We start from the raw sequence: 18,411 nt of genomic DNA on the forward strand, positions 1-18,411 counted from the left end.
CCGACCGCCACCGGAGAGCCCCCGTGATCCCACCCCGCCTGCTCCCCCTGCTCGAGCAGTTCGACTTCGCGCGCGAGCGCCTCACCGCCCGCTTGACGGGTCCCGTCATGGACAGCGGCGACGGATCCGACACCGAGGTCGGCCCGATGACCGACGCGGAGTACTTCTGGGAGCCCGTGGCGGACTGCTGGTCCGTGCGCGAACGCGCGGCCGGACCGGGGCCGCGCGCGACCCTGCTGGCCGGTGCGGGCCCCTGGGGGCGCGACGCCGCGGCCCACCCGCACCCCTGGCCGCCGCCGGTCACCACGATCGCGTGGCGGCTCAGCCACCTCGGCGAGATGATCGCCCTGCGCGCCGACCACGTGGCGGGAAGCCGCACGCTGACCCGCGAGGTCCACCCGGTCCCGGGGAGCGCCGCGGAGGCGGTCGCCGCCTTCGACGCGGCCGCCGGGGCCTGGCACGCGGCCCTGCTGGGCGCCGACGACACCGCGCTGGACACCGTCGGGTACTCCAGCTACCCCCACGGCAGCGATCCGGAGGACGTCTTCGTCGACGTCGTGTGGTGGGTCAACCAGGAACTGCTGCACCACGGGGCCGAGATCGCGCTGCTCCGCGACCTCTACCGCGCGCGACCGCGCTGAGGCGCCGAGCCGCGCAACCCGCCGGCCGGGGGCGCACCGCGGCCCTCAGCGCTGCGTGCGCAGGCCGTCCAGGGCCATGCTGACCACCGCGTCCGCCAGCTGGTCGGAGGTGGTGCCCGGGTGCGGGCGGTACCACTCGACCAGGGAGTTGACCATGCCGAAGAGCAGCCGGGTGGCGAGCCGGATGTCGACGTCCGCCCGCAGGTCGCCCTCTGCGGCGGCGGCCTTCAGCAGCTCCGCGACCTGCTGGTCGAACTCGCGGCGGCGCTCCAGGGCCCAGCGCTCGGTGCGGGTGTTGCCCCGGACGCGCAGCAGCAGGGTCACGTAGGGGAGTTCCGCGACGAGGACCTCGACCGTGCGGCGCGTGACGTACTCGACGCGTTCGACCGCGCGGCCCCGTATCGCCCCCGTCTCTCCCAGGACCGCGAAGAGCTCGTCCAGTGCCCGGCTGACGGCGCGCTGGAGCAGTTCCTCCTTGCCGGCGACGTGGTGGTAGATCGAGGACTTCGAGATGCCGGCCGCCTTGGAGAGGTGCTCCATCGAGGTGCCGTCGTAGCCGCGCTCGTTGAAGACCTGGACGGCTACGGACAGGAGCGTCTCGGGCGTGTACGTGTCCCGCTTGGCCGTGGTCATTCCGTCTCCCCCGGCTCGTGGTCCGCCTCGTCGTCCACGTCGTCGTCCGCGCCGCCGTCCTCGTCCCCCGCCGCGTAGCCCAGCTTGTACAGGGCCAGCGAAGGCGCGTACCGGCCGCCCGGGCAGCGCTCGTCGAGGTGGTGCAGCAGGTCGTACGCCCAGTCGCGGCCGAGCCGGTCGTGCCATTCGGCGGGGCCCGCCGGGTAGTTGGCGCCGAGCCGCATGGCCGTGTCGATGTCCTCGGCGCCGGCCACCCCGCGGGCAACGGCGTTGGCGGTGAGGTCGATCAGCATCGCGACCGTCCGGGCGACGATCATGCCGGGGACGTCGCCGATGACGGAGACCTTCTTGCCGAGCTTCTGGAACAGTCCGACGGCCTCGGCGAGCGTCTGCTCGCTGGTGTCCTCACTGGCGGAGAGTGCGATCCGGGTGGCGCCGCGGTAGTCGTAGGCGAGGTCGAAGTAGACGACGTCGGCGAACTCGATCGAGGTCTTGCCGTCGGCGAGCACGAGCTGGCCCTCGCCGGGGAGCTGGATGTACGGGCCCCCGTGCGCGACGGCCGCGACCTCGATCCCGGCCTCCTCCAGCAGGTCGACGAGGTCCGCGGCCGGCCCGAGGTCACCGACGACGGTCACCTTCGCGGGCGCGTCCTGCGGGCCCGCGGTGTGCGGGGCCGGGGCCTTCGCGTCCGGGCCGTACGGGTACCAGCCGTGGCCCGACTTTCGGCCGAGGCGGCCCGACTGGACCAGGCGGCGCTGGGCGAGGGACGGGGTGAACTTGGGGCTGCGGAAGAAGGACTCCCACACGGAGCGGGTGACGGCCTCGTTGACGTCGTGGCCGATCAGGTCGGTCAGCGCGAAGGGGCCCATCTTGAAGCCGCCGCTCTCGCGGAGCACGGCGTCGATGGTGGCCGGATCGGCGCCCTGCTCCTCGTACACCGCGAAGGCCTCGGCGTAGAAGGGGCGGGCGATCCGGTTGACGATGAAGCCCGGGGTGTCGGCGCAGCGCACCGGCGTCTTCCCCCAGCCGAGCAGGGTGCCGTACGCGATGTCGGCGGCGGCCGGGTCGGTCGCGAAACCGGAGACCACCTCGACCAGCGGGAGCAGCGGGGCCGGATTGAAGAAGTGCAGGCCCAGGAAGCGGCCCGGGTGCACGAGGCCCGCGGCGAGCTCGGTGACGGAGAGGGAGGAGGTGTTGGTGGCCAGCAGCGCGTCCGGCGAAACCACCTCTTCCAGTGCCGCGAAGAGCGCCCGCTTGACGGTGGCGTCCTCGACGACCGCCTCCACGACGAGGGCGGCGCCGGCCAGCTCCGACAGTTTGGCCGCCGAACCGATCCGGCCGATCGCGTCCTCGGCCTCGGTTCGATCCAGCCTGCCCTTTGCGGCCATCCGCTCGACCCGGTCCTGCACGAAACCGACCGCGTCGGCGGCGAGCGCGGCGGCGATGTCGTAGATCAGCACGCGGTGACCTGCGAGAAGCGCGACCTGGGCGATGCCCTGACCCATGGTGCCGGCGCCGACGACCGCCACTGTGCGGGACCGCTCGATTGCTGTCATGACCCGATCCTCCCGCACCGACTTATCCACAGGTCTGCCGGGCCCTCTTGTCCCGACCGATCGTTCGGTTACTCTAGCTCCAGTCTGCTCTTCTTCATCCCTTCTTGCCCGACCCGATCGCCTGATCCCGCCCGGCTCAACGAGGAGTTGGTCCCTGATGGCCGCCGAGCTCACCGTCCCCCAGCTGTCCGCCAAGCACCGGCCCACCCTGGACCAGGCACTGGCCACGATCCGCAGCCGCGCCTACTGGTCCCCGCACCCCGAGCACCCCAAGGCGTACGGGGAGAGCGCGCCTGCCGACGGGCTCGCCGCCTTCGAGGCGCTGCGCGGCACCCGGCTGGACCTCGGGCAGCCCGGCACCGACGGCTGGACGGGCGCCGAGACCTCCCCCTACGGCGTGGAGCTCGGCGTCGAGTACCCGCACGTGGACGCGGACGTGCTGCTGCCCGCGATGCGGGCCGGCATGAGCGCCTGGCGGGACGCCGGTCCCGAGGCGCGCGCCCTGGTCTGCATCGAGATCCTGGCCCGGATCTCGGCGCGCACGCACGAGTTCGCGCACGCGGTCATGCACACCAGCGGCCAGGCCTTCATGATGGCGTTCCAGGCGGGCGGCCCGCACGCGCAGGACCGCGGCCTGGAGGCGGTGGCCTATGCGTACGAGGAGCAGACCCGTGTCCCGGGGCAGGCCGACTGGTCGAAGCCACAGGGCAAGAAGGACCCGCTGGAGCTCGGCAAGACCTTCACCGCCGTCCCGCGGGGCATCTCCCTGATGATCGGCTGCAACACCTTCCCCACCTGGAACGGCTACCCGGGGATCTTCGCCTCCCTCGCCACGGGCAACCCGGTGCTGGTCAAGCCGCACCCGCGCGCCGTGCTCCCGCTGGCGCTGACCGTCCAGGTGGCCCGCGAGGTCCTGGCGGACTCCGGCTTCGACCCGAACCTGGTCGCGCTGGCCGTGGAGCGGCCGGGCGAGGGCATCGCCAAGGAGCTCGCCCTCCGTCCCGAGGTCAAGGTCATCGACTACACCGGGTCCACCGAGTTCGGTGAGTGGCTGGAGGCCAACGCCCGCCAGGCGCAGGTCTACACGGAGAAGGCCGGCGTCAACACCGTCGTCCTGGACTCCACCGACAACTACAAGGGGATGCTGTCCAACCTGGCCTTCTCGCTGTCCCTTTACAGCGGCCAGATGTGCACCACCCCGCAGAACCTGCTGATCCCGCGCGACGGCATCGAGACGGACGCCGGGCACAAGGGGTACGACGAGGTCGTCGCCGACCTCGCGGCCGCGGTCGGCGGCCTGCTCGGCGACGACGCGCGGGCCAACGCGCTGCTCGGCGCGCTGGTCAACCCGGACGTCAAGGCCCGTCTGGAGGCCGCGGCCGGGCTCGGCGAGGTCGCGCTGGCCTCGCGCGAGGTGACGAACCCCGATTTCCCGGGCGCGGTGGTGCGCACACCGGTGATGGTGAAGCTGGACTCGGCCAAGCCGGACGACTCCGCCCCCTACCTCTCGGAGTGCTTCGGGCCGGTCTCCTTCGCGGTGGCGGTCGACTCCACGGCGGGCGCTCTCGAACTGCTGCGGCGCACCGTCCGCGAGAAGGGCGCGATGACGGTCGGGGCGTACACCACGTCCGCGGACACCGAGCGGGCCATCGAGGAGGTCTGCCTGGAGGAGTCGGCGCAGCTCTCGCTGAACCTGACGGGCGGGGTCTATGTGAACCAGACCGCGGCCTTCTCCGACTTCCACGGCTCCGGCGGCAACCCGGCGGCGAACGCGGCGCTGTGCGACGGGGCGTTCGTGTCGAACCGCTTCCGCGTGGTGGAGGTCCGCCGCCAGGGCTAGCCGACGGGGCCTGCCGGCGGTTCTGGCCGGCGGGTCTGACCGGCGGGGCCGAGTTCGGGCCGCGCCCGTGAACTAGTCCACAGGCCGGTCCGCCGACCACTCGTCGGGCCGGGGCCCGCCCCAGTGGAAGAGGGTCATCGCCACGCTGGTGGCCAGGTTGTAGCTGGAGACTTGCGGACGCATCGGCAGGGACACCAGGTGATCGGCGCGGGCGAGCAGCTCGGGTGAGATGCCGTGGCGTTCCGAGCCGAAGGCGAGCAGCGCATCGTCCGGGAGGGTGAGGGAGCGGATGTCCTCGCCCTCCGGGTCGAGCGCGTACAGCGGGCCGGGCGGCAGCGTACCGAGCTCCACCCGGTCGACGGTGGTGGCGTAGTGCAGCCCCGCCCCGGCCCGGACCACGTTGGGGTGCCAGGGGTCTAGGTCCCCCCGGGTGACCACGCCGGTGACGCCGAAGCCGGCGGCGAGCCGGACGACGGCGCCGACGTTGCCGAGGTTGCGGGGGTTGTCGAGGACCACGATCGGGGCGGTCCTGCGCCGTGCGTCGAGCCGGGCCCGCCCCTCCGCCCGGTCGGGCCGGACCGCGAGCGCCGCCACCCCGGTGGGGTGCACCCGCGCGAGCAGCCCCTTGAGCGGGGCCTGCCTCACCAGCCGGGCCACGTCCGCCTCCACGTCCGGAGCCAGCTCGCGCGCGAGGCCCCGTACGGCCTCCGGTTCCTCGGCGACGGCCAGCCGCACATCCGCCCCGAAGCGCAGGGCATGCTTCAGCGCGTGGAACCCGTCGAGGAGTACGAGATCTTCCCGCCCCGCGGCCTCCCGCCACTGCCGTTCGGTGGCCTCGGCGTCCCCATGCTGCTCACTCATACCGCCGACCCTACGTTCCCCACAGACCCCGCCGCCGTACGAGGCAACCTCCAGCCAACTCCAGCCCCGCCGGCGTTTGAGGCGCGGGGTCTGGGGCGGAGCCCCAGGGAACGGGCGAAGGGCGGGTAGGGGACAAGCCCCCGCAGGGCCAGGGGCTCAGCGCGGGACCGGGCTGGGGAGCGCAGGGTCCGGGTCCGGGTCCGGATCGGGGTCCGGATCCGGGTCCGGATCGGGGTCCGGATCCGGGTCCGGATCGGGGTCCGGGTGCGGAACGGCCCGCCCCCCACCGACCCGCCGCGCAGCGACCCACGCGCCGACCCAGACCAGAAATCCGGTCGGCAGAAACACCGCGTCAGCGGCAATCATCGCCATGGAAAAGAACGGCAGCCCCAGCAGCACGGCGATCCCCGCATGCTCCAGCATCATCAGTGCCAGCAGCACGTTCTTGATCCGCCGGTTGAACAGCGTGAACGGGAAGGCCACCTGGACCGCGACCGTCCCGTAGGACAGCAGCATGACCAGCGTGCCACTGCTCGCGAGCAGGGCGGAGACCCCGGGCCACGGGGTGAAGTAGTCCAGGCCCAGCGGGTAGTACAGCGCCGTGCCGTCCTGCCACCGCGAACCCTGGATCTTGTACCACCCGGCCGTCGCGTAGATCAGGCACACCTCCGCCATGATCACCAGCATCCCGGCGTTGTGCAGCAGGTTGGCCAGGACGTCGAGGACCGCCCGCCCCTCCCCCTCCGGCTCGTAGCGGTCGACCGTCCACCAGAGCGCGGCGATCACCCACAGGGCCGCGAAGATCACCACCCAGTTGGTGCTGAACCGCCCGGTCGCGGCCCCGTACGCGAAGAGCGCGCCGAGCCCGGCCCATAGCGCCGACCCCGCCCGCCCGGCCGTGGCCGCGCCGAGGCGGCGGGCGCGGCGGGCGTCCAGCGACCACACCTGCGCGCACCTGGTCAGTACGAGGTAGATCGCCATCAGGTGGATGACGTTGTCGCCGCCGTCGCCCATGAAGACGCTGCGGTTCTGCAGGGACAGCACGCCGATCATGAAGACCACGGAGGTCGCCCGGGTGCGCCAGCCCAGCATCAGCAGGGCGGACGAGAGCACGGCCACGGCGTAGACGATCTCGAACCAGAGCGCCGAGTCCGACCACATCAGCACCGTGAAGGCGTGGTTCGAGTCGATCAGCCGCTGCGCCAGCTCCCAGCTCCACGGCCCGTCCGGCCCGTACAGCTCGTGGCGGTGGGGGAACTCCCGCAGCAGGAAGAACAGCCAGGTGCCGGCGAAGCCGATGCGGACCACGGCGCTCTGGTACGGACCCAGCGCCTGCCCGCTGACCTGGGCGAGAGCCCGGCCGGCGGCGGCCTTGAGCCCCCTCACACCGTCCACCACGGCAGCTCCCGGTAGTACGTCTGGGTGTCGGCCTTCTCGTCGGACCATTTGGGCGCGGCGACCTCCGTGGTCGCCCCACGCAGCTGGATCCGTACGATCCTGCCCTCCGCCAGGTGCGGGCCCTTGCCGATGGCCGTGTCGGCGTCCGTGCGCGGGTCCAGCCGGTCCAGCCGGTCCAGCCGGTCCAGGGCGATCCGGCGGAGGTACTGCTCGGCGAGTTCGCCGCGGTCGCCGTTGGCCTTGTTGTCCTCGTCGTGGGAGTTCGTGAAGAAGTCCCAGGCGCGGCGGAGCTCGTTCTGCTCGGTGTGGCTCGGCAGCAGGCTGTGGCGGATGGCCGCGCCGTCCTCGGCGGACAGATCGCGCCAGTTGCCCGTCACCAGCAGGCCGTCGTGCGTCCGCACTTCCGCGCGCACCTCCACGGCGATGTTCTGCTGGAGCGGGTTGGGGGCGAAGAGCTTCCAGTTCTGTTCGAGCTCGGGGTAGATCCAGTAGTCGATCATCCGCGCATGCCGCTTGCTCACCGTGTTGGACGGGGCCACGTGCAGGAAGACGAGGGCCAGGTGCGAGCAGGCGGCTACCGCCACCGCTCCGAGGGCGAGGGCCGTGACGACCCGGTACGGGGTGGACAGGCCGGCGATTCCGGGCGCCCTGGGCGGGGGTGGAGCCCCTCCGTCGAGGCGCTCGCGCTCGTTCGAATCCATCCCGCCCCGATCATCCGGTGTCCACAGGGTTGACCACAGAGGTTGACACCCTACGGCCCGTCGTCCCACCATTGAAGAGTACGAACCGAACGATCGGTCGGTCGGGCGGGACGAGGCGGTAGAGACCTCTGACAGGGGGCCGTGATGGTGGCAGTGACCCCGGCAGTGACCTCGGGGGCGGGGCAGGCAGCGGGGCGGGACGCTGAGATCGGCGTGAACGCCGACCTCGGTGCTCAGCTCGCGGCGGCGTTCGACGCGGCCGTGGCGGCCGACGAGCGGGTGGAGCCGCGCGACTGGATGCCGGACGAGTACCGCGCCTCCCTGGTCCGCCAGATGGCCCAGCACGCCCATTCCGAGATCATCGGCATGCAGCCCGAGGCGAACTGGATCACCCGCGCGCCCTCACTGCGCCGCAAGGCGATCCTGATGGCGAAGGTCCAGGACGAAGCAGGCCACGGCCTGTACCTGTACAGCGCCGCCGAGACCCTCGGCACCAGCCGCGACGAGCTCCTCGACAAGCTCCACGCCGGGAAGCAGAAGTACTCCTCGATCTTCAACTACCCCACGCTGACCTGGGCCGACGTCGGCGCGATCGGCTGGCTCGTGGACGGTGCGGCGATCACCAACCAGGTCCCGATCTGCCGCTGCTCCTACGGGCCGTACGCGCGGGCCATGGTCCGGATCTGCAAGGAGGAGTCCTTCCACCAGCGCCAGGGGTACGAGCTGCTCCTCGCCCTCTCGCGGGGCACCGAGGCCCAGCACGCCATGGCGCAGGACGCCGTCGACCGCTGGTGGTGGCCCTCGCTGATGATGTTCGGCCCGCCGGACGGCGAGTCGGCGCACTCGGCGCAGTCGATGGCCTGGCGGATCAAGCGCCACTCCAACGACGACCTGCGCCAGCGCTTCGTGGACATCGCCGTCCCGCAGGCCGAGTCGCTGGGGCTGACCCTGCCCGACCCGGACCTGAAGTGGAACGAGGAGCGCGGGCACCACGACTTCGGAGCCATCGACTGGACGGAGTTCTGGGAGGTGCTGAAGGGCAACGGCCCGTGCAACGAAGACCGGATCGGGCAGCGCCGGGCGGCGCACGAGGAAGGCGCCTGGGTACGCGACGCGGCCGCGGCGTACGCACAGAAGCAGACGGCGGCGAAGGCGTCGACAGCGGCGGCAACGGAAGCGGCAATCGGAAGCGAGGCTCGGGTATGACGCAGAACTGGCCCCTGTGGGAGGTGTTCGTCCGCTCGCGGCGCGGCCTCTCGCACACGCACGCGGGCAGCCTGCACGCCCCCGACGCGGAGATGGCTCTGCGCAACGCCCGCGATCTCTACACCCGGCGCGGCGAGGGCATCTCCATCTGGGTGGTGCCCTCCACGGAGATCACCGCTTCCTCCCCGGACGAGCGGGACCCGTTCTTCGCCCCTTCGGCCGACAAGCCGTACCGGCACCCGACCTTCTACGAGATCCCCGAGGGGGTGAACCACCTGTGACCAGCACCGAAGCGGGTACGGCCACGGTGGCGGCGGCGCTGGCCCTCGGCGACGACGCGCTGATCCTCTCGCACCGCCTCGCCGAGTGGGCGGGCCACGCGCCCGTCCTGGAGGAGGAGGTCGCCCTCGCCAACATCGCCCTCGACCTGCTCGGCCAGGCCCGCGTCCTGCTGTCGACGGCCGGAGACGAGGACGAGCTGGCCTACCTCCGCGAGGAGCGGTCCTTCCGCAACCTCCAGCTGGTCGAGCAGCCGAACGGCGACTTCGCCCACACCATCGCGCGCCAGCTCTACTTCTCTCTCTACCAGCACGAGCTCTACGGGGAACTGGCGCTTGGAGACGGTCCGTTCGGGCCGCTCGCCGCCAAGGCGGTCAAGGAGACCGCCTACCACCGCGACCACGCCGAGCAGTGGACGCTGCGGCTCGGTGACGGCACCGAGGAGAGCCGCGCCCGGATGCGGGCCGCGCTCGACGGGCTGTGGAAGTACACCGGGGAGATGTTCCGGCCCGTGGACGGACTCGAAGGCGACGACGGAGTCGACTGGGCCGCCCTGGAGGTCCGTTGGCTCGCCGCGGTCGGCGGCGTGCTGGAGCAGGCCGGACTGGAACTGCCCCAGGGGCCGCGCCACGGCGCCTGGGCCGCCGGAGCCGGCCGGCAGGGACTGCACACCGAGTCGTTCGGCCGTCTCCTCGCGGAGATGCAGCACCTGCACCGCAGCCACCCGGGGGCATCGTGGTGACCGGCACCGGGCAGACCCGGCTGGAGGTGGAGCTCGCCGCGCTGGCCGGCTCCGTCCTCGACCCCGAACTGCCCGTGCTCACCCTCGCCGAGCTCGGCGTGATGCGCGGGGTGCGGATGTACGAGGACGGCCACGTGGAGGTCACCCTGACCCCCACCTACACCGGCTGCCCGGCCGTCGAGGCCATGTCCGCCGACATCGAGCGGGTCCTGACCGACCACGGCATACCGGACGTCCGGGTACGGACCGTGCTGGCCCCCGCCTGGTCCACCGACGACATCAGCGCCGAAGGCCGCCGCAAACTGGCGGAGTTCGGCATCGCCCCGCCGCGGCCGCACGCCGCCGGCGGACCGGTTCCGCTCACCCTGTCGGTCCGCTGCCCCCACTGCGGATCGACCGACACCGAGCTGCTCAGCCGGTTCTCCTCCACCGCATGCAAGGCGCTGCGCCGCTGCACCGCCTGCCGCGAACCGTTCGACCACTTCAAGGAGCTGTAGATGGCCGTGTCACCGCCGTCGCCCACGCTGGGGTCCGCGAGCCCGGTGCGCCCCGCGCGCCACGGCGCGTTCCACACCTTGACGGTGACGGCGGTCGACCGGCTCACCGAGGACTCCGTGGCCCTGACCCTGGCCGTCCCGCCGGAGCTGCGCGCCGAGTACCGGCACGCCCCCGGCCAGCACCTGACCCTGCGCCGCGGAGCCGCCGGGGACTCCGGCCGGCCGGAGGTGCGGCGTACGTACTCGATCTGCTCCGCCGCCCCGGCCGCCGACGCGCCCGGCCCCGCCGCGCTGCGGGTCGGAGTGCGGCTGGTGGAGGGCGGGGAGTTCTCCTCCTTCGCCCACAAGGAGATCGCCGCCGGGGACGTCCTGGACGTGATGGTCCCGGCCGGCCGGTTCATCCTGGACCCCGCGGCGGCGCCGGCCGCCGCGCACTACGCCGCGATCGTCGGCGGCAGCGGCATCACCCCGGTGCTGTCGATCGCCGCCACCCTGCTGGCGGCCCGCCCCGACGCCCGGTTCTGCCTGGTGCGCAGCGACCGCAGCGCGGCCTCGACGATGTTCCTGGAGGAGGTCGCCGACCTCAAGAACCGCTATCCCGACCGGTTCCAGCTCGTCACCGTGCTCTCCCGGGAGGAGCAGGAGGCCGGACTGCCCTCGGGGCGCCTCGGCGAGGAGCGGCTGACGGAGCTGCTGCCGGCCCTGCTGCCGGTCGCGGAGGTGACGGGCTGGTTCCTGTGCGGGCCGTACGGCCTGGTGACGGGAGCGGAGCAGGCGCTGAGCGCGCTCGGCGTCGTCCGGACCCGGGTGCACGAGGAGATCTTCCACGTCGCGGACACCACGACGCCGGCCCCGTCGGACCTGTCGGGCGCGGCCCCGGCGGGCGCGGCCGCCACCACCAGCGGCCGGGTCACGGCGCGGCTCGACGGCCGCTCGGGCACCTGGCCGGTGCGCGACGGCGAATCCCTGCTCGACGCGGTGCTCCGGGCCCGCGCGGACGCCCCGTACGCCTGCAAGGGCGGGGTGTGCGGCACCTGCCGGGCGTTCGTCGTATCGGGCGAGGTGCGGATGGACCGCAATTTCGCGCTGGAGGAGCAGGAGACCGAGGCCGGGTTCGTGCTGGCCTGCCAGTCGCACCCGGTGTCGGAGGAGGTGGAGATCGACTTCGACCGCTGAGCCGGGCGCCGACCCGGCCCGCGCGGTCGTCCCTGCCACCCCCCTGTCAAATTTCCAGAACGTGTTCTATCTTGACGCACCGTCAGGCAGAGCACGATCCGGGTACGCGGGAGGACAGGCAGTGGACTTCACCTTCACCGAGGAGCAGCAGGCCGCCGTCGAGGCGGCCAAGGCCGTGTTCGCGGACGTGGCCCCCGACGGCGTGCCCAGCCCCGCACTCACCCCGAGGGCCGTGGCCGACGAGTTCGACCGCGAGTTGTGGGCCAAGCTCGCCGACTCCGACCTGCTGAGCCTGGTCCTCGCCGAGGAGCACGGCGGCTCCGGACTCGACGTCATCGCCCTGTGCCTGGTCCTGCGCGAATCGGCGAGGGTACTGGCCCGGGTCCCGCTGCTGGAGCACTGCGCCACCGCCATGACCGTCCAGGCCCACGGCGGCCCCGAACTGGCCGCCGCCCTGCTGGACGGAGCCGGGCACGGCAGCGTCGTCCTCACCGTCGCCGCGCACGGTCGCAGCGGCCACGACCCCGCCGAACTGGCCGTCACCGCACGGCGGGACGGCGACGCCTGGGTTCTGGAGGGCCTCCAGACGGCCGTCGCATGGGCGCACAGCGCCGACTGGACGGCCGTACCGGCCCACACCGGGGAGGGCGAGGCAGTCCTCGCGTTCGTCCCCCGGGGCGCCGAGGGCCTGTCCCTCGCGGAGCAGTACTCCACCAGCGGGGAGCGGCTCGGAGAGCTCACCCTCGACGGGGTACGGGTCCCGGCCGCGCACCTGATCGAGGAGCCCGGCGTCTGGGACCACCTGCGCCAGCTCCTGGCCACCGGGACCTGCGCGCTCGCGCTCGGTCTCGGCGAGAACGTGCTCACGATGACCAGCGAGTACACCAGCAAGCGCGAGCAGTTCGGCTTCCCGGTGGCCAGCTTCCAGGCCGTCGCCGTCCAGGCCGCCGACCGCTTCATCGACCTGCGCGCCATGGAGGTCACCCTCTGGCAGGCCGCCTGGCGGCTCGACGCCTCCACGGGCGGAGCGGGCGGACCGCTGCCGAGCGCCGGCGACGTGGCCGTGGCCAAGATCTGGGCCTCCGAGGGCGTACGGCGCGTCGTGCAGACCGCACAGCACCTGCACGGCGGCTTCGGTGCCGACACCGACTACCCGCTGCACCGCTACCACGCCTGGGCCAAGCAGCTGGAGCTCCAGCTCGGCCCGGCCGCGGCGCACGAGGAGGCGCTGGGCGACCTACTGGCCGCCCACCCCCTCGCCTAGCCCGTCCCAGACAGCCCGTCTCAAGCAGTCCTACCCAGACAGCCCGTCCCAGACAGCCCGTCTCAGACGACGAAGCCCGGGGCGCCCGCGTCGGTGACGACCGGGCGGCCCGCGGCCTCCCAGTCCTGCATGCCGCCGTCCACGTTCACGGCTTCGATGTCCTGGCCCCGCAGGTACTGGGCCACCTGGGCGGAGCGTCCACCGACCCGGCACATCACGTAGACCGGGCGGTCGTCCTCGATCTTCTCGGTCAGCTCACCGATGCGCGCCACGAACTCGCTCATCGGGATGTGCAGCGCGCCCTCGGCGTGGCCGGCCGCCCATTCGTCGTTCTCGCGAACGTCGAGGACAAAGGCCTCGGAGGGCAGTGCGGAGGCGGCCACCGAGGGAAGCGGTCCGGAGTTCATAGCTGTCGCCTTCTCTCGTCACGGATAGGTGAGCCAACCTATCCGACGGGTTCTTCGCGGCTCACGGAGTGAGCAGCGCCGCCAGTTCCGCTTCGCGCTTCGCGACATCGGAGAGCAGTTGCTCCGCGATCTCCTCCAGCAGCCGGTCCGGGTCCTCCGGCGCCATCCGCAGCATCGACCCGATCGCGCCTTCCTCCAGCTCCCGGGCGACCACCGACAGCAGTTCCTTGCGGCGCGAGAGCCACTCCAGCCGCTCGTACAGCTCCTCGCTCTCGCTCAGCCGCACGGCGGCCGGCGCCGGGCCCTGCGCCCATTCCTGCGCGAGCTCGCGCAGCAGCTGCTCCTCGCCGCGCCCGTACGCCGCGTTGACCCGCGCGATGAAGGCGTCGCGCCGCTCGCGTTCGGCCTCGTCCTGGGCGAGGTCGGGATGCGCCTGGCGGACCAGCTCGCGGTAGAGGCGGCGTACCTCCTCCGTCGGGCGCACCCGCTCCGGGGGCCGCACCGCGCGGTCCGTGAGCATCGCGGAGGCGTCGTCGGACAGCCCGTCCGAGTCCAGCCAGTCGTGGAACAGCTCGTCCACCCCGGGCATCGGCATCACCATCGCGCGAGCCTCGCGCGCACGGCGCAGGTCCTCCGGGTCGCCCGTGCTCGCCGCCTTCGCCTCGGCGATCTGGGCGTCCAGCTCGTCGAGCCGCGAGTACATCGGTCCGAGCTTCTGGTGGTGCAGGCGGGAGAAGTTCTCCACCTCCACCCGGAAGGTCTCCACCGCGATCTCGAACTCGATCAGCGCCTGCTCGGCCGCCCGCACGGCGCGCTCCAGGCGCGCCTCGGGCCGCTCGTCGGCAGCGGGGCCGGAACCGGGCTCGGGCTGGACCTCGGGTTGCGGCTCGGACTGGACCTCGGGCTGCGGCTCAGACGGCGGCTCGGACTGGGGCTCGGGCGATTCGGGAACACTCTGCTCGCTCACCCGGCCAGCCTAAGGCCCTCCGGGCCGGGTGTTTCACGTGAAACATGCACCGGTTTCACGTGAAACATCACGCCCGCGGGCGCGAACCCCGACCGTCCGGACCGCGGCTCAGACCCCGGTCGTCGCCGCGATCCGCCCCGACCGCACGGCCGCCACGAGCACCGCGTGGTCGGCCTCGCTCCGGTCGGCATAAGCCACGGCGAAGCCGGCGATGGCCTCGTCCAGCTCGTCGTTCTTACCGCAGTACCCGGCCAGCAGCCGCGGATCCGCGCTGTGCGCGTGCGCCCTCGCCAGCAGGGCTCCGGTCATCCGCCCGTAGTCGTCGAACTGCTCGGCGGCCAGCGCCGTCGGGTCCACGCTGCCCTTGCGGTTGCGGAACTGGCGGACCTGGAAGGGTCGCCCCTCCACCGTCGTCCAGCCCAGCAGGATGTCGGAGACCACCTGCATCCGCTTCTGCCCGGCCACCACCCGGCGGCCCTCGTGCTCCTCCGGCGGGGAGACGAAGCCGAGCCCGGGCAGGTGCGGCAGCAGCGCCGACGGCCGGGCCTCCTTCACCTGGAGGACCAGCGCCTCACCCCTGTGGTCCAGCAGCAGCACCACGTACGAGTGGGTACCGACACTGCCCGTCCCCACCACCCGGAAGGCCACGTCGTGGATCGTGTACCGGGCCAGCAGCGGCAGCCGGTCCCCCTGCAGCGTCCCCAGGTACGGGCCCAGCGCGGCCGCCACGGCCGCCGCCTCCCCGTCCCCGACCCGGCGCAGCACGGGGAGCGCGTCCACGAAGGCCCGGCCCCCGTCGGGCGTGAGCTCGGTGGACTTGGCGGCGAACCGGGCGGAGGTGTTGTTGCGGGCCTTCTCCGAAACCCGTTCCAGCGTGCCCAGCAGGTCACGGGCATCGGTGTGCGAGACCAGTTCCTCGTCCGGGATGGCGTTCCAGGCGTCGAGGGCCGGCAGTTTGGCCAGCAGCCGCATCGTGCGCCGGTAGGCACCCGCCGCGTCGAGCGCTGCCGCCCGGCAGGTGTCCTCGTCCGCACCGGCCACCCGGCCGGCCAGGACCAGCGAGGTGGCCAGCCGCTTGAGGTCCCACTCCCACGGGCCGAAGACCGTCTCGTCGAAGTCGTTGAGGTCGATGACCAGGCGGCCGCGCACGTCCCCGTACAGGCCGAAGTTGGCCGCGTGGGCGTCCCCGCAGATCTGTGCACCGATCCCGGTCACGGGACCGCCGGAGAGGTCGTGCGCCATCAGCCCGGCCGCCCCGCGCAGGAACGCGAAGGGGTTGGCCGCCATCCGGCCGACCCGTATCGGCGTCAGCTCGGCGACCCGACCGACGTTGGACTCCTCCACCGCCCGTACCGCGTCCGGACGGTCCGCCGGTGCCTCGAACCGGGCGTGCTCCGCCCGGGGCACCCGCGTGCGCAGCGCCTTGCCCGCCTCCCGGGGCGAACCGGCGCCCCGCGCCGTCGGCCCGGCGGCGTACCGCGGGGCGAAGCCCTCGACCACCGGGATCCGGCCCGTCGCCCGTGTTTCCACGCCGCGCTGTTCCTCTACCGCCGTCATGCACCCGCCCCTTGGATCGCCGTCATTCGGCCCAGACCGTATCTAGAGCCCGGCGTCCCTGGCCAGCAGCGCCGCCTGCACCCGGTTCTCGCATTCCAGCTTCGCCAGGATCCGGCTCACGTACGTCTTCACCGTGGCCTCGCTCATGTGCAGCCGCCGTCCCGCGTCCGCGTTCGACAGCCCCTCCCCCAGCAGCGCCAGCACCCCGCGCTCCCGCTCGCTCAGTTCGGCCACCAGACGCCGGGCCTCCTCGTCGCGGGCGGCCGTCCGGCCGGACGCGAGCTGGTCCACCACGTGCCGGGTCGCCGCCGGAGACAGGTACGCGTCCCCCGCCGCGGCCGCCCGTACGGCGCCGATGAGTTCACCGGGCGCCGAGTCCTTCAGCAGGAACCCCGCGCCGCCCCCGCTCAGCGCCCGCAGCACGTTCTCCTTCTCCCCGAAGGTGGTCAGGATCAGCGCCCGTACCTCCGGCACCGCCCGCCCCAGCTCGGCCAGTGCCGTCAGCCCGTCCATCACCGGCATCTGGATGTCCAGGAGCACCACGTCCGGGCCGTGCGCCCGGGCCAGCTCCACCGCCTCCCGGCCGTTCGCCGCCTCCGCGACGACCTCGATGTCCGCCGCCGAGGTCAGGATCATCCTGATCCCGGCCCGGATCAGCGGTTCGTCGTCAGCGATCACCACGCGGATCACCCTGGTTGTCACCCCTGCTCCCCCTTCTCGGCCCGGCTACTCGGCCTGGTACGCCTGCTTGTCGACGAGCTTGCCGTCCTTGAAGCAGAACCGGAAAACGCTGTCGCTGCCCAAGTCGGAATCATCGTCCGCGAGCAGGGCCAGGCACGTGGTTCCCTGTGGACGGGGCGGGCCCTTTCGGTCGAGCCCTTCGGTCAGGATGCTGTCCCCGCTGGGCAGCCGCGAACGCACCGTGCTCTCCGGTTCGCCCACCTGGGCGCCGTCGTAGTCGGCCCGGTCGATCGTCGCGTCGCTCACCGAACCGACGAGCAGCGCCACTGCCGCTCCGATCACGATCAGCAGCACCACCACGGCCGCGACCGCGATCCCGCAGCCCAGCGCCACGCCCCCGGACCGGCCGCCTCCGCGCAGCAGTCTCTTGTCGATGACAGCCCAGTCCACCGGCTCCGCGCCGCCGACCGCGGTCCGGGCCCGCAGCTGCTGTCCGAAGTCGTCGGCGACGGCGCCCGCCCCGCCCTCCAGGGCCCCGGTGACCTCGGCCCCCGCCGGCTCTGTCCCGTACGGAAGCACCCCGGCCACCCGGAAGCCCCCGCCGTCCACGGCGCCCGCGTAGACCATGCCGCCGACCAGCCGGGCCCGTTCGCGCAGCCCGGTCAGACCCTGCCCTCCGGAGACCACCTCGCCGGCGCCCGGGCCGGCGGCCCGGCCGTTGGCGATCTCCACGACCAGTGAGTCGTCCTCGTACCTCAGCTCCACCATGATCGGCGCGCCCGGCGCGTGCTTGTAGGCGTTGGTCAGCGCCTCCTGCGCGATCCGGTACGCCGCGTGGTCGCACGCCGCGACCAGCGGCCTGGGCTGCCCCGTGGTCCTGAGCCCTACGTCCGTCCCCGCGCTGCGCGCCGACTCCACGAGCCCGGCGATGCCCGCCACCCCGCGCGCGGCGGGCTGCGCCTCCTCCACCGGCTGTGGCGCCTCCACCCCGTCCCGCAGGATGCCGACGACCTCGCGCAGCTCGTGCATGGCCGCGACCGAGGCCTGGCGCAGCACTCCCACCGCCTCGCGCTGCCGGTCGGTCAGTACCGGGTCCACCTCCAGCGCCCCGGTGTGCACCGAGATCAGGGCGAGCTGGTGGCCGAGGCTGTCGTGCATGTCCTGGGCGATGCGCTGGCGTTCGCGCAGTCTGGCCTGGCCCGCGACCATCGCCCGCTCGCGCAGCAGCTGGGCGTTGCGTTCCTGCAGGGCGCGCAGGAGCGTACTGCGCTGGGACCAGTAGCGGCTGGCCAGACCGGGCATGACCACCGTGGCCAGGAACATCAGCGTGCTGAAGACGATGATCAGCACCGGCCGGCCCTGGGACGCCTCCTTGACCACGCTGAGGGCGAGCGCCGCGACGAAGGCCGTGGTGAAGGCGCCGAGCGCCCGTCCGACGCCGACGATGCGCCGCCCCGCCGACCAGCCGAGGGGGATCGCCACGAGGAAGGCCCCGGGCAGGTACACGCCCACCGCCGAGCCGACCACCAGGGTGACCACCGGCAGCCGCCGCCGCAGCAGGGTCAGCACCACCACGGCAAGGGCGCCGGCCAGCATCCGCGCCGGCGAGCCGTTGTCGAGTTCCTCGACCCCCAGCCCGAGCAGCGCCAGCGTCCCGGCCATCGCCAGGTCCCCCGCCAGCATCCGCCGGGTCCAGGGCTCGGGCCCCTTCACCCAGTCCCGTCCCGCACGCACCCTCGCCGTCACGTCCACCCGCCCGACCCTAGACACCGCCCCGCCTCCGGGCCGTCCTCTTTCGTCGCGCCCCCCGCTACGAAAGTCTCCCGGCACAGTCCGGACCTGGTGCGGGCGATTTCATTCCGCTGGGAGGAGGGCCCGCGATTCTCCGCTGCAGACGGCCTGCCTCCGCGGGGGAATATCCGCCTACATCTTTCGAGGCATCACCGGGATCGCCGGGCCGCTCCGCCTGGTGAGCCCCGTCCCTCGTACCTAAGGTCCTGCCATG

At 72.8% G+C, this 18,411-nt stretch carries 18 protein-coding genes; 8 read left to right on the plus strand and 10 right to left on the minus strand.

The window, feature by feature from the left end; all coding sequences use genetic code 11:
* The first annotated feature begins 23 nt into the window (after positions 1-23).
* Positions 24-641, plus strand: a complete 618-nt coding sequence (locus tag OTB20_RS00160) for a DinB family protein (protein ID WP_267814347.1) — start codon at positions 24-26, stop codon at positions 639-641.
* 45 nt (positions 642-686) lie between these two features.
* On the opposite strand, the gene OTB20_RS00165 is transcribed toward OTB20_RS00160, so the two are convergent.
* Complete coding sequence (locus OTB20_RS00165; RefSeq protein WP_267814348.1) at positions 687-1,274, minus strand: TetR/AcrR family transcriptional regulator; 588 nt, start codon at positions 1,272-1,274, stop codon at positions 687-689.
* Positions 1,271-2,830, minus strand: a complete 1,560-nt coding sequence (locus tag OTB20_RS00170; RefSeq protein WP_267814349.1) for a 3-hydroxyacyl-CoA dehydrogenase — start codon at positions 2,828-2,830, stop codon at positions 1,271-1,273. Before OTB20_RS00170 ends, OTB20_RS00165 begins: the two co-directional genes overlap by 4 nt.
* 157 nt (positions 2,831-2,987) lie before the next feature.
* On the opposite strand from OTB20_RS00170, the gene paaN reads away from it, so the two are divergent.
* A complete protein-coding gene (gene paaN, locus OTB20_RS00175; RefSeq protein ID WP_267814350.1) occupies positions 2,988-4,670 on the plus strand; it encodes a phenylacetic acid degradation protein PaaN in 1,683 nt (560 codons plus the stop codon).
* Between the two features lie 72 nt (positions 4,671-4,742).
* Here paaN and OTB20_RS00180 read toward each other — a convergent pair whose 3' ends face one another.
* From OTB20_RS00180 to OTB20_RS00190, 3 genes are all read right to left on the minus strand, one after another.
* Positions 4,743-5,531 carry a TrmH family RNA methyltransferase gene (locus tag OTB20_RS00180; RefSeq protein WP_267814351.1) on the minus strand — a complete coding sequence of 263 codons (789 nt, stop codon included), beginning with the start codon at positions 5,529-5,531 and terminating at the stop codon, positions 4,743-4,745.
* Positions 5,532-5,687: 156 nt separating this feature from the next.
* The gene (locus tag OTB20_RS00185; RefSeq protein WP_267814352.1) at positions 5,688-6,977 is read right to left on the minus strand and encodes an HTTM domain-containing protein; all 1,290 of its coding nucleotides are present in this window, start codon (positions 6,975-6,977) and stop codon (positions 5,688-5,690) included.
* Positions 6,914-7,630, minus strand: a complete 717-nt coding sequence (locus tag OTB20_RS00190) for a DUF5819 family protein (protein ID WP_267814354.1) — start codon at positions 7,628-7,630, stop codon at positions 6,914-6,916. The genes OTB20_RS00185 and OTB20_RS00190 overlap by 64 nt, the downstream gene beginning before the upstream one ends.
* Before the next feature lie 144 nt (positions 7,631-7,774).
* Here OTB20_RS00190 and paaA point away from each other — a divergent pair, with 144 nt between their 5' ends.
* The 6 genes from paaA to OTB20_RS00220 all read left to right on the plus strand — a co-directional run bounded on the left by paaA (position 7,775) and on the right by OTB20_RS00220 (position 12,794).
* Positions 7,775-8,836, plus strand: coding sequence for a 1,2-phenylacetyl-CoA epoxidase subunit PaaA (paaA, locus tag OTB20_RS00195; RefSeq protein ID WP_267814356.1), 1,062 nt, complete (start codon positions 7,775-7,777; stop codon positions 8,834-8,836).
* Positions 8,833-9,117, plus strand: a complete 285-nt coding sequence (gene paaB / locus OTB20_RS00200) for a 1,2-phenylacetyl-CoA epoxidase subunit PaaB (protein ID WP_030153111.1) — start codon at positions 8,833-8,835, stop codon at positions 9,115-9,117. The genes paaA and paaB overlap by 4 nt, the downstream gene beginning before the upstream one ends.
* The gene (paaC, locus tag OTB20_RS00205) at positions 9,114-9,857 is read left to right on the plus strand and encodes a 1,2-phenylacetyl-CoA epoxidase subunit PaaC (protein WP_267814357.1); all 744 of its coding nucleotides are present in this window, start codon (positions 9,114-9,116) and stop codon (positions 9,855-9,857) included. The genes paaB and paaC overlap by 4 nt, the downstream gene beginning before the upstream one ends.
* Complete coding sequence (paaD, locus tag OTB20_RS00210) at positions 9,848-10,354, plus strand: 1,2-phenylacetyl-CoA epoxidase subunit PaaD (protein ID WP_267814683.1); 507 nt, start codon at positions 9,848-9,850, stop codon at positions 10,352-10,354. Before paaC ends, paaD begins: the two co-directional genes overlap by 10 nt.
* Positions 10,355-11,530 (plus strand): 2Fe-2S iron-sulfur cluster-binding protein, encoded by a 1,176-nt coding sequence (locus OTB20_RS00215; protein ID WP_267814358.1) that lies wholly within the window; start codon positions 10,355-10,357, stop codon positions 11,528-11,530.
* 121 nt (positions 11,531-11,651) lie between these two features.
* Positions 11,652-12,794: an acyl-CoA dehydrogenase family protein gene (locus OTB20_RS00220; RefSeq protein ID WP_267814359.1), complete on the plus strand. Its 1,143-nt coding sequence runs from the start codon at positions 11,652-11,654 to the stop codon at positions 12,792-12,794.
* A gap of 62 nt (positions 12,795-12,856) precedes the next feature.
* On the opposite strand, the gene OTB20_RS00225 is transcribed toward OTB20_RS00220, so the two are convergent.
* From OTB20_RS00225 to OTB20_RS00245, 5 genes are all read right to left on the minus strand, one after another.
* Entirely contained in the window at positions 12,857-13,201 is a 345-nt protein-coding gene (locus OTB20_RS00225) for a rhodanese-like domain-containing protein (RefSeq protein ID WP_267753146.1), read from the minus strand.
* Positions 13,202-13,262: 61 nt separating this feature from the next.
* Positions 13,263-14,021 (minus strand): J domain-containing protein, encoded by a 759-nt coding sequence (locus OTB20_RS00230; RefSeq protein WP_267814685.1) that lies wholly within the window; start codon positions 14,019-14,021, stop codon positions 13,263-13,265.
* 255 nt (positions 14,022-14,276) lie between these two features.
* Positions 14,277-15,725 carry a DUF2252 domain-containing protein gene (locus tag OTB20_RS00235; protein WP_267814362.1) on the minus strand — a complete coding sequence of 483 codons (1,449 nt, stop codon included), beginning with the start codon at positions 15,723-15,725 and terminating at the stop codon, positions 14,277-14,279.
* Between the two features lie 42 nt (positions 15,726-15,767).
* Positions 15,768-16,427: a response regulator transcription factor gene (locus OTB20_RS00240; protein ID WP_324290314.1), complete on the minus strand. Its 660-nt coding sequence runs from the start codon at positions 16,425-16,427 to the stop codon at positions 15,768-15,770.
* A 24-nt stretch (positions 16,428-16,451) separates the two neighbouring features.
* Positions 16,452-18,158 (minus strand): sensor histidine kinase, encoded by a 1,707-nt coding sequence (locus tag OTB20_RS00245; RefSeq protein WP_267814364.1) that lies wholly within the window; start codon positions 18,156-18,158, stop codon positions 16,452-16,454.
* Between the last annotated feature and the right edge of the window lie 253 nt (positions 18,159-18,411).

The organism is Streptomyces sp. H27-H1 (genome assembly GCF_026627445.1).
Taxonomy (GTDB): Bacteria; Actinomycetota; Actinomycetes; order Streptomycetales; family Streptomycetaceae; genus Streptomyces.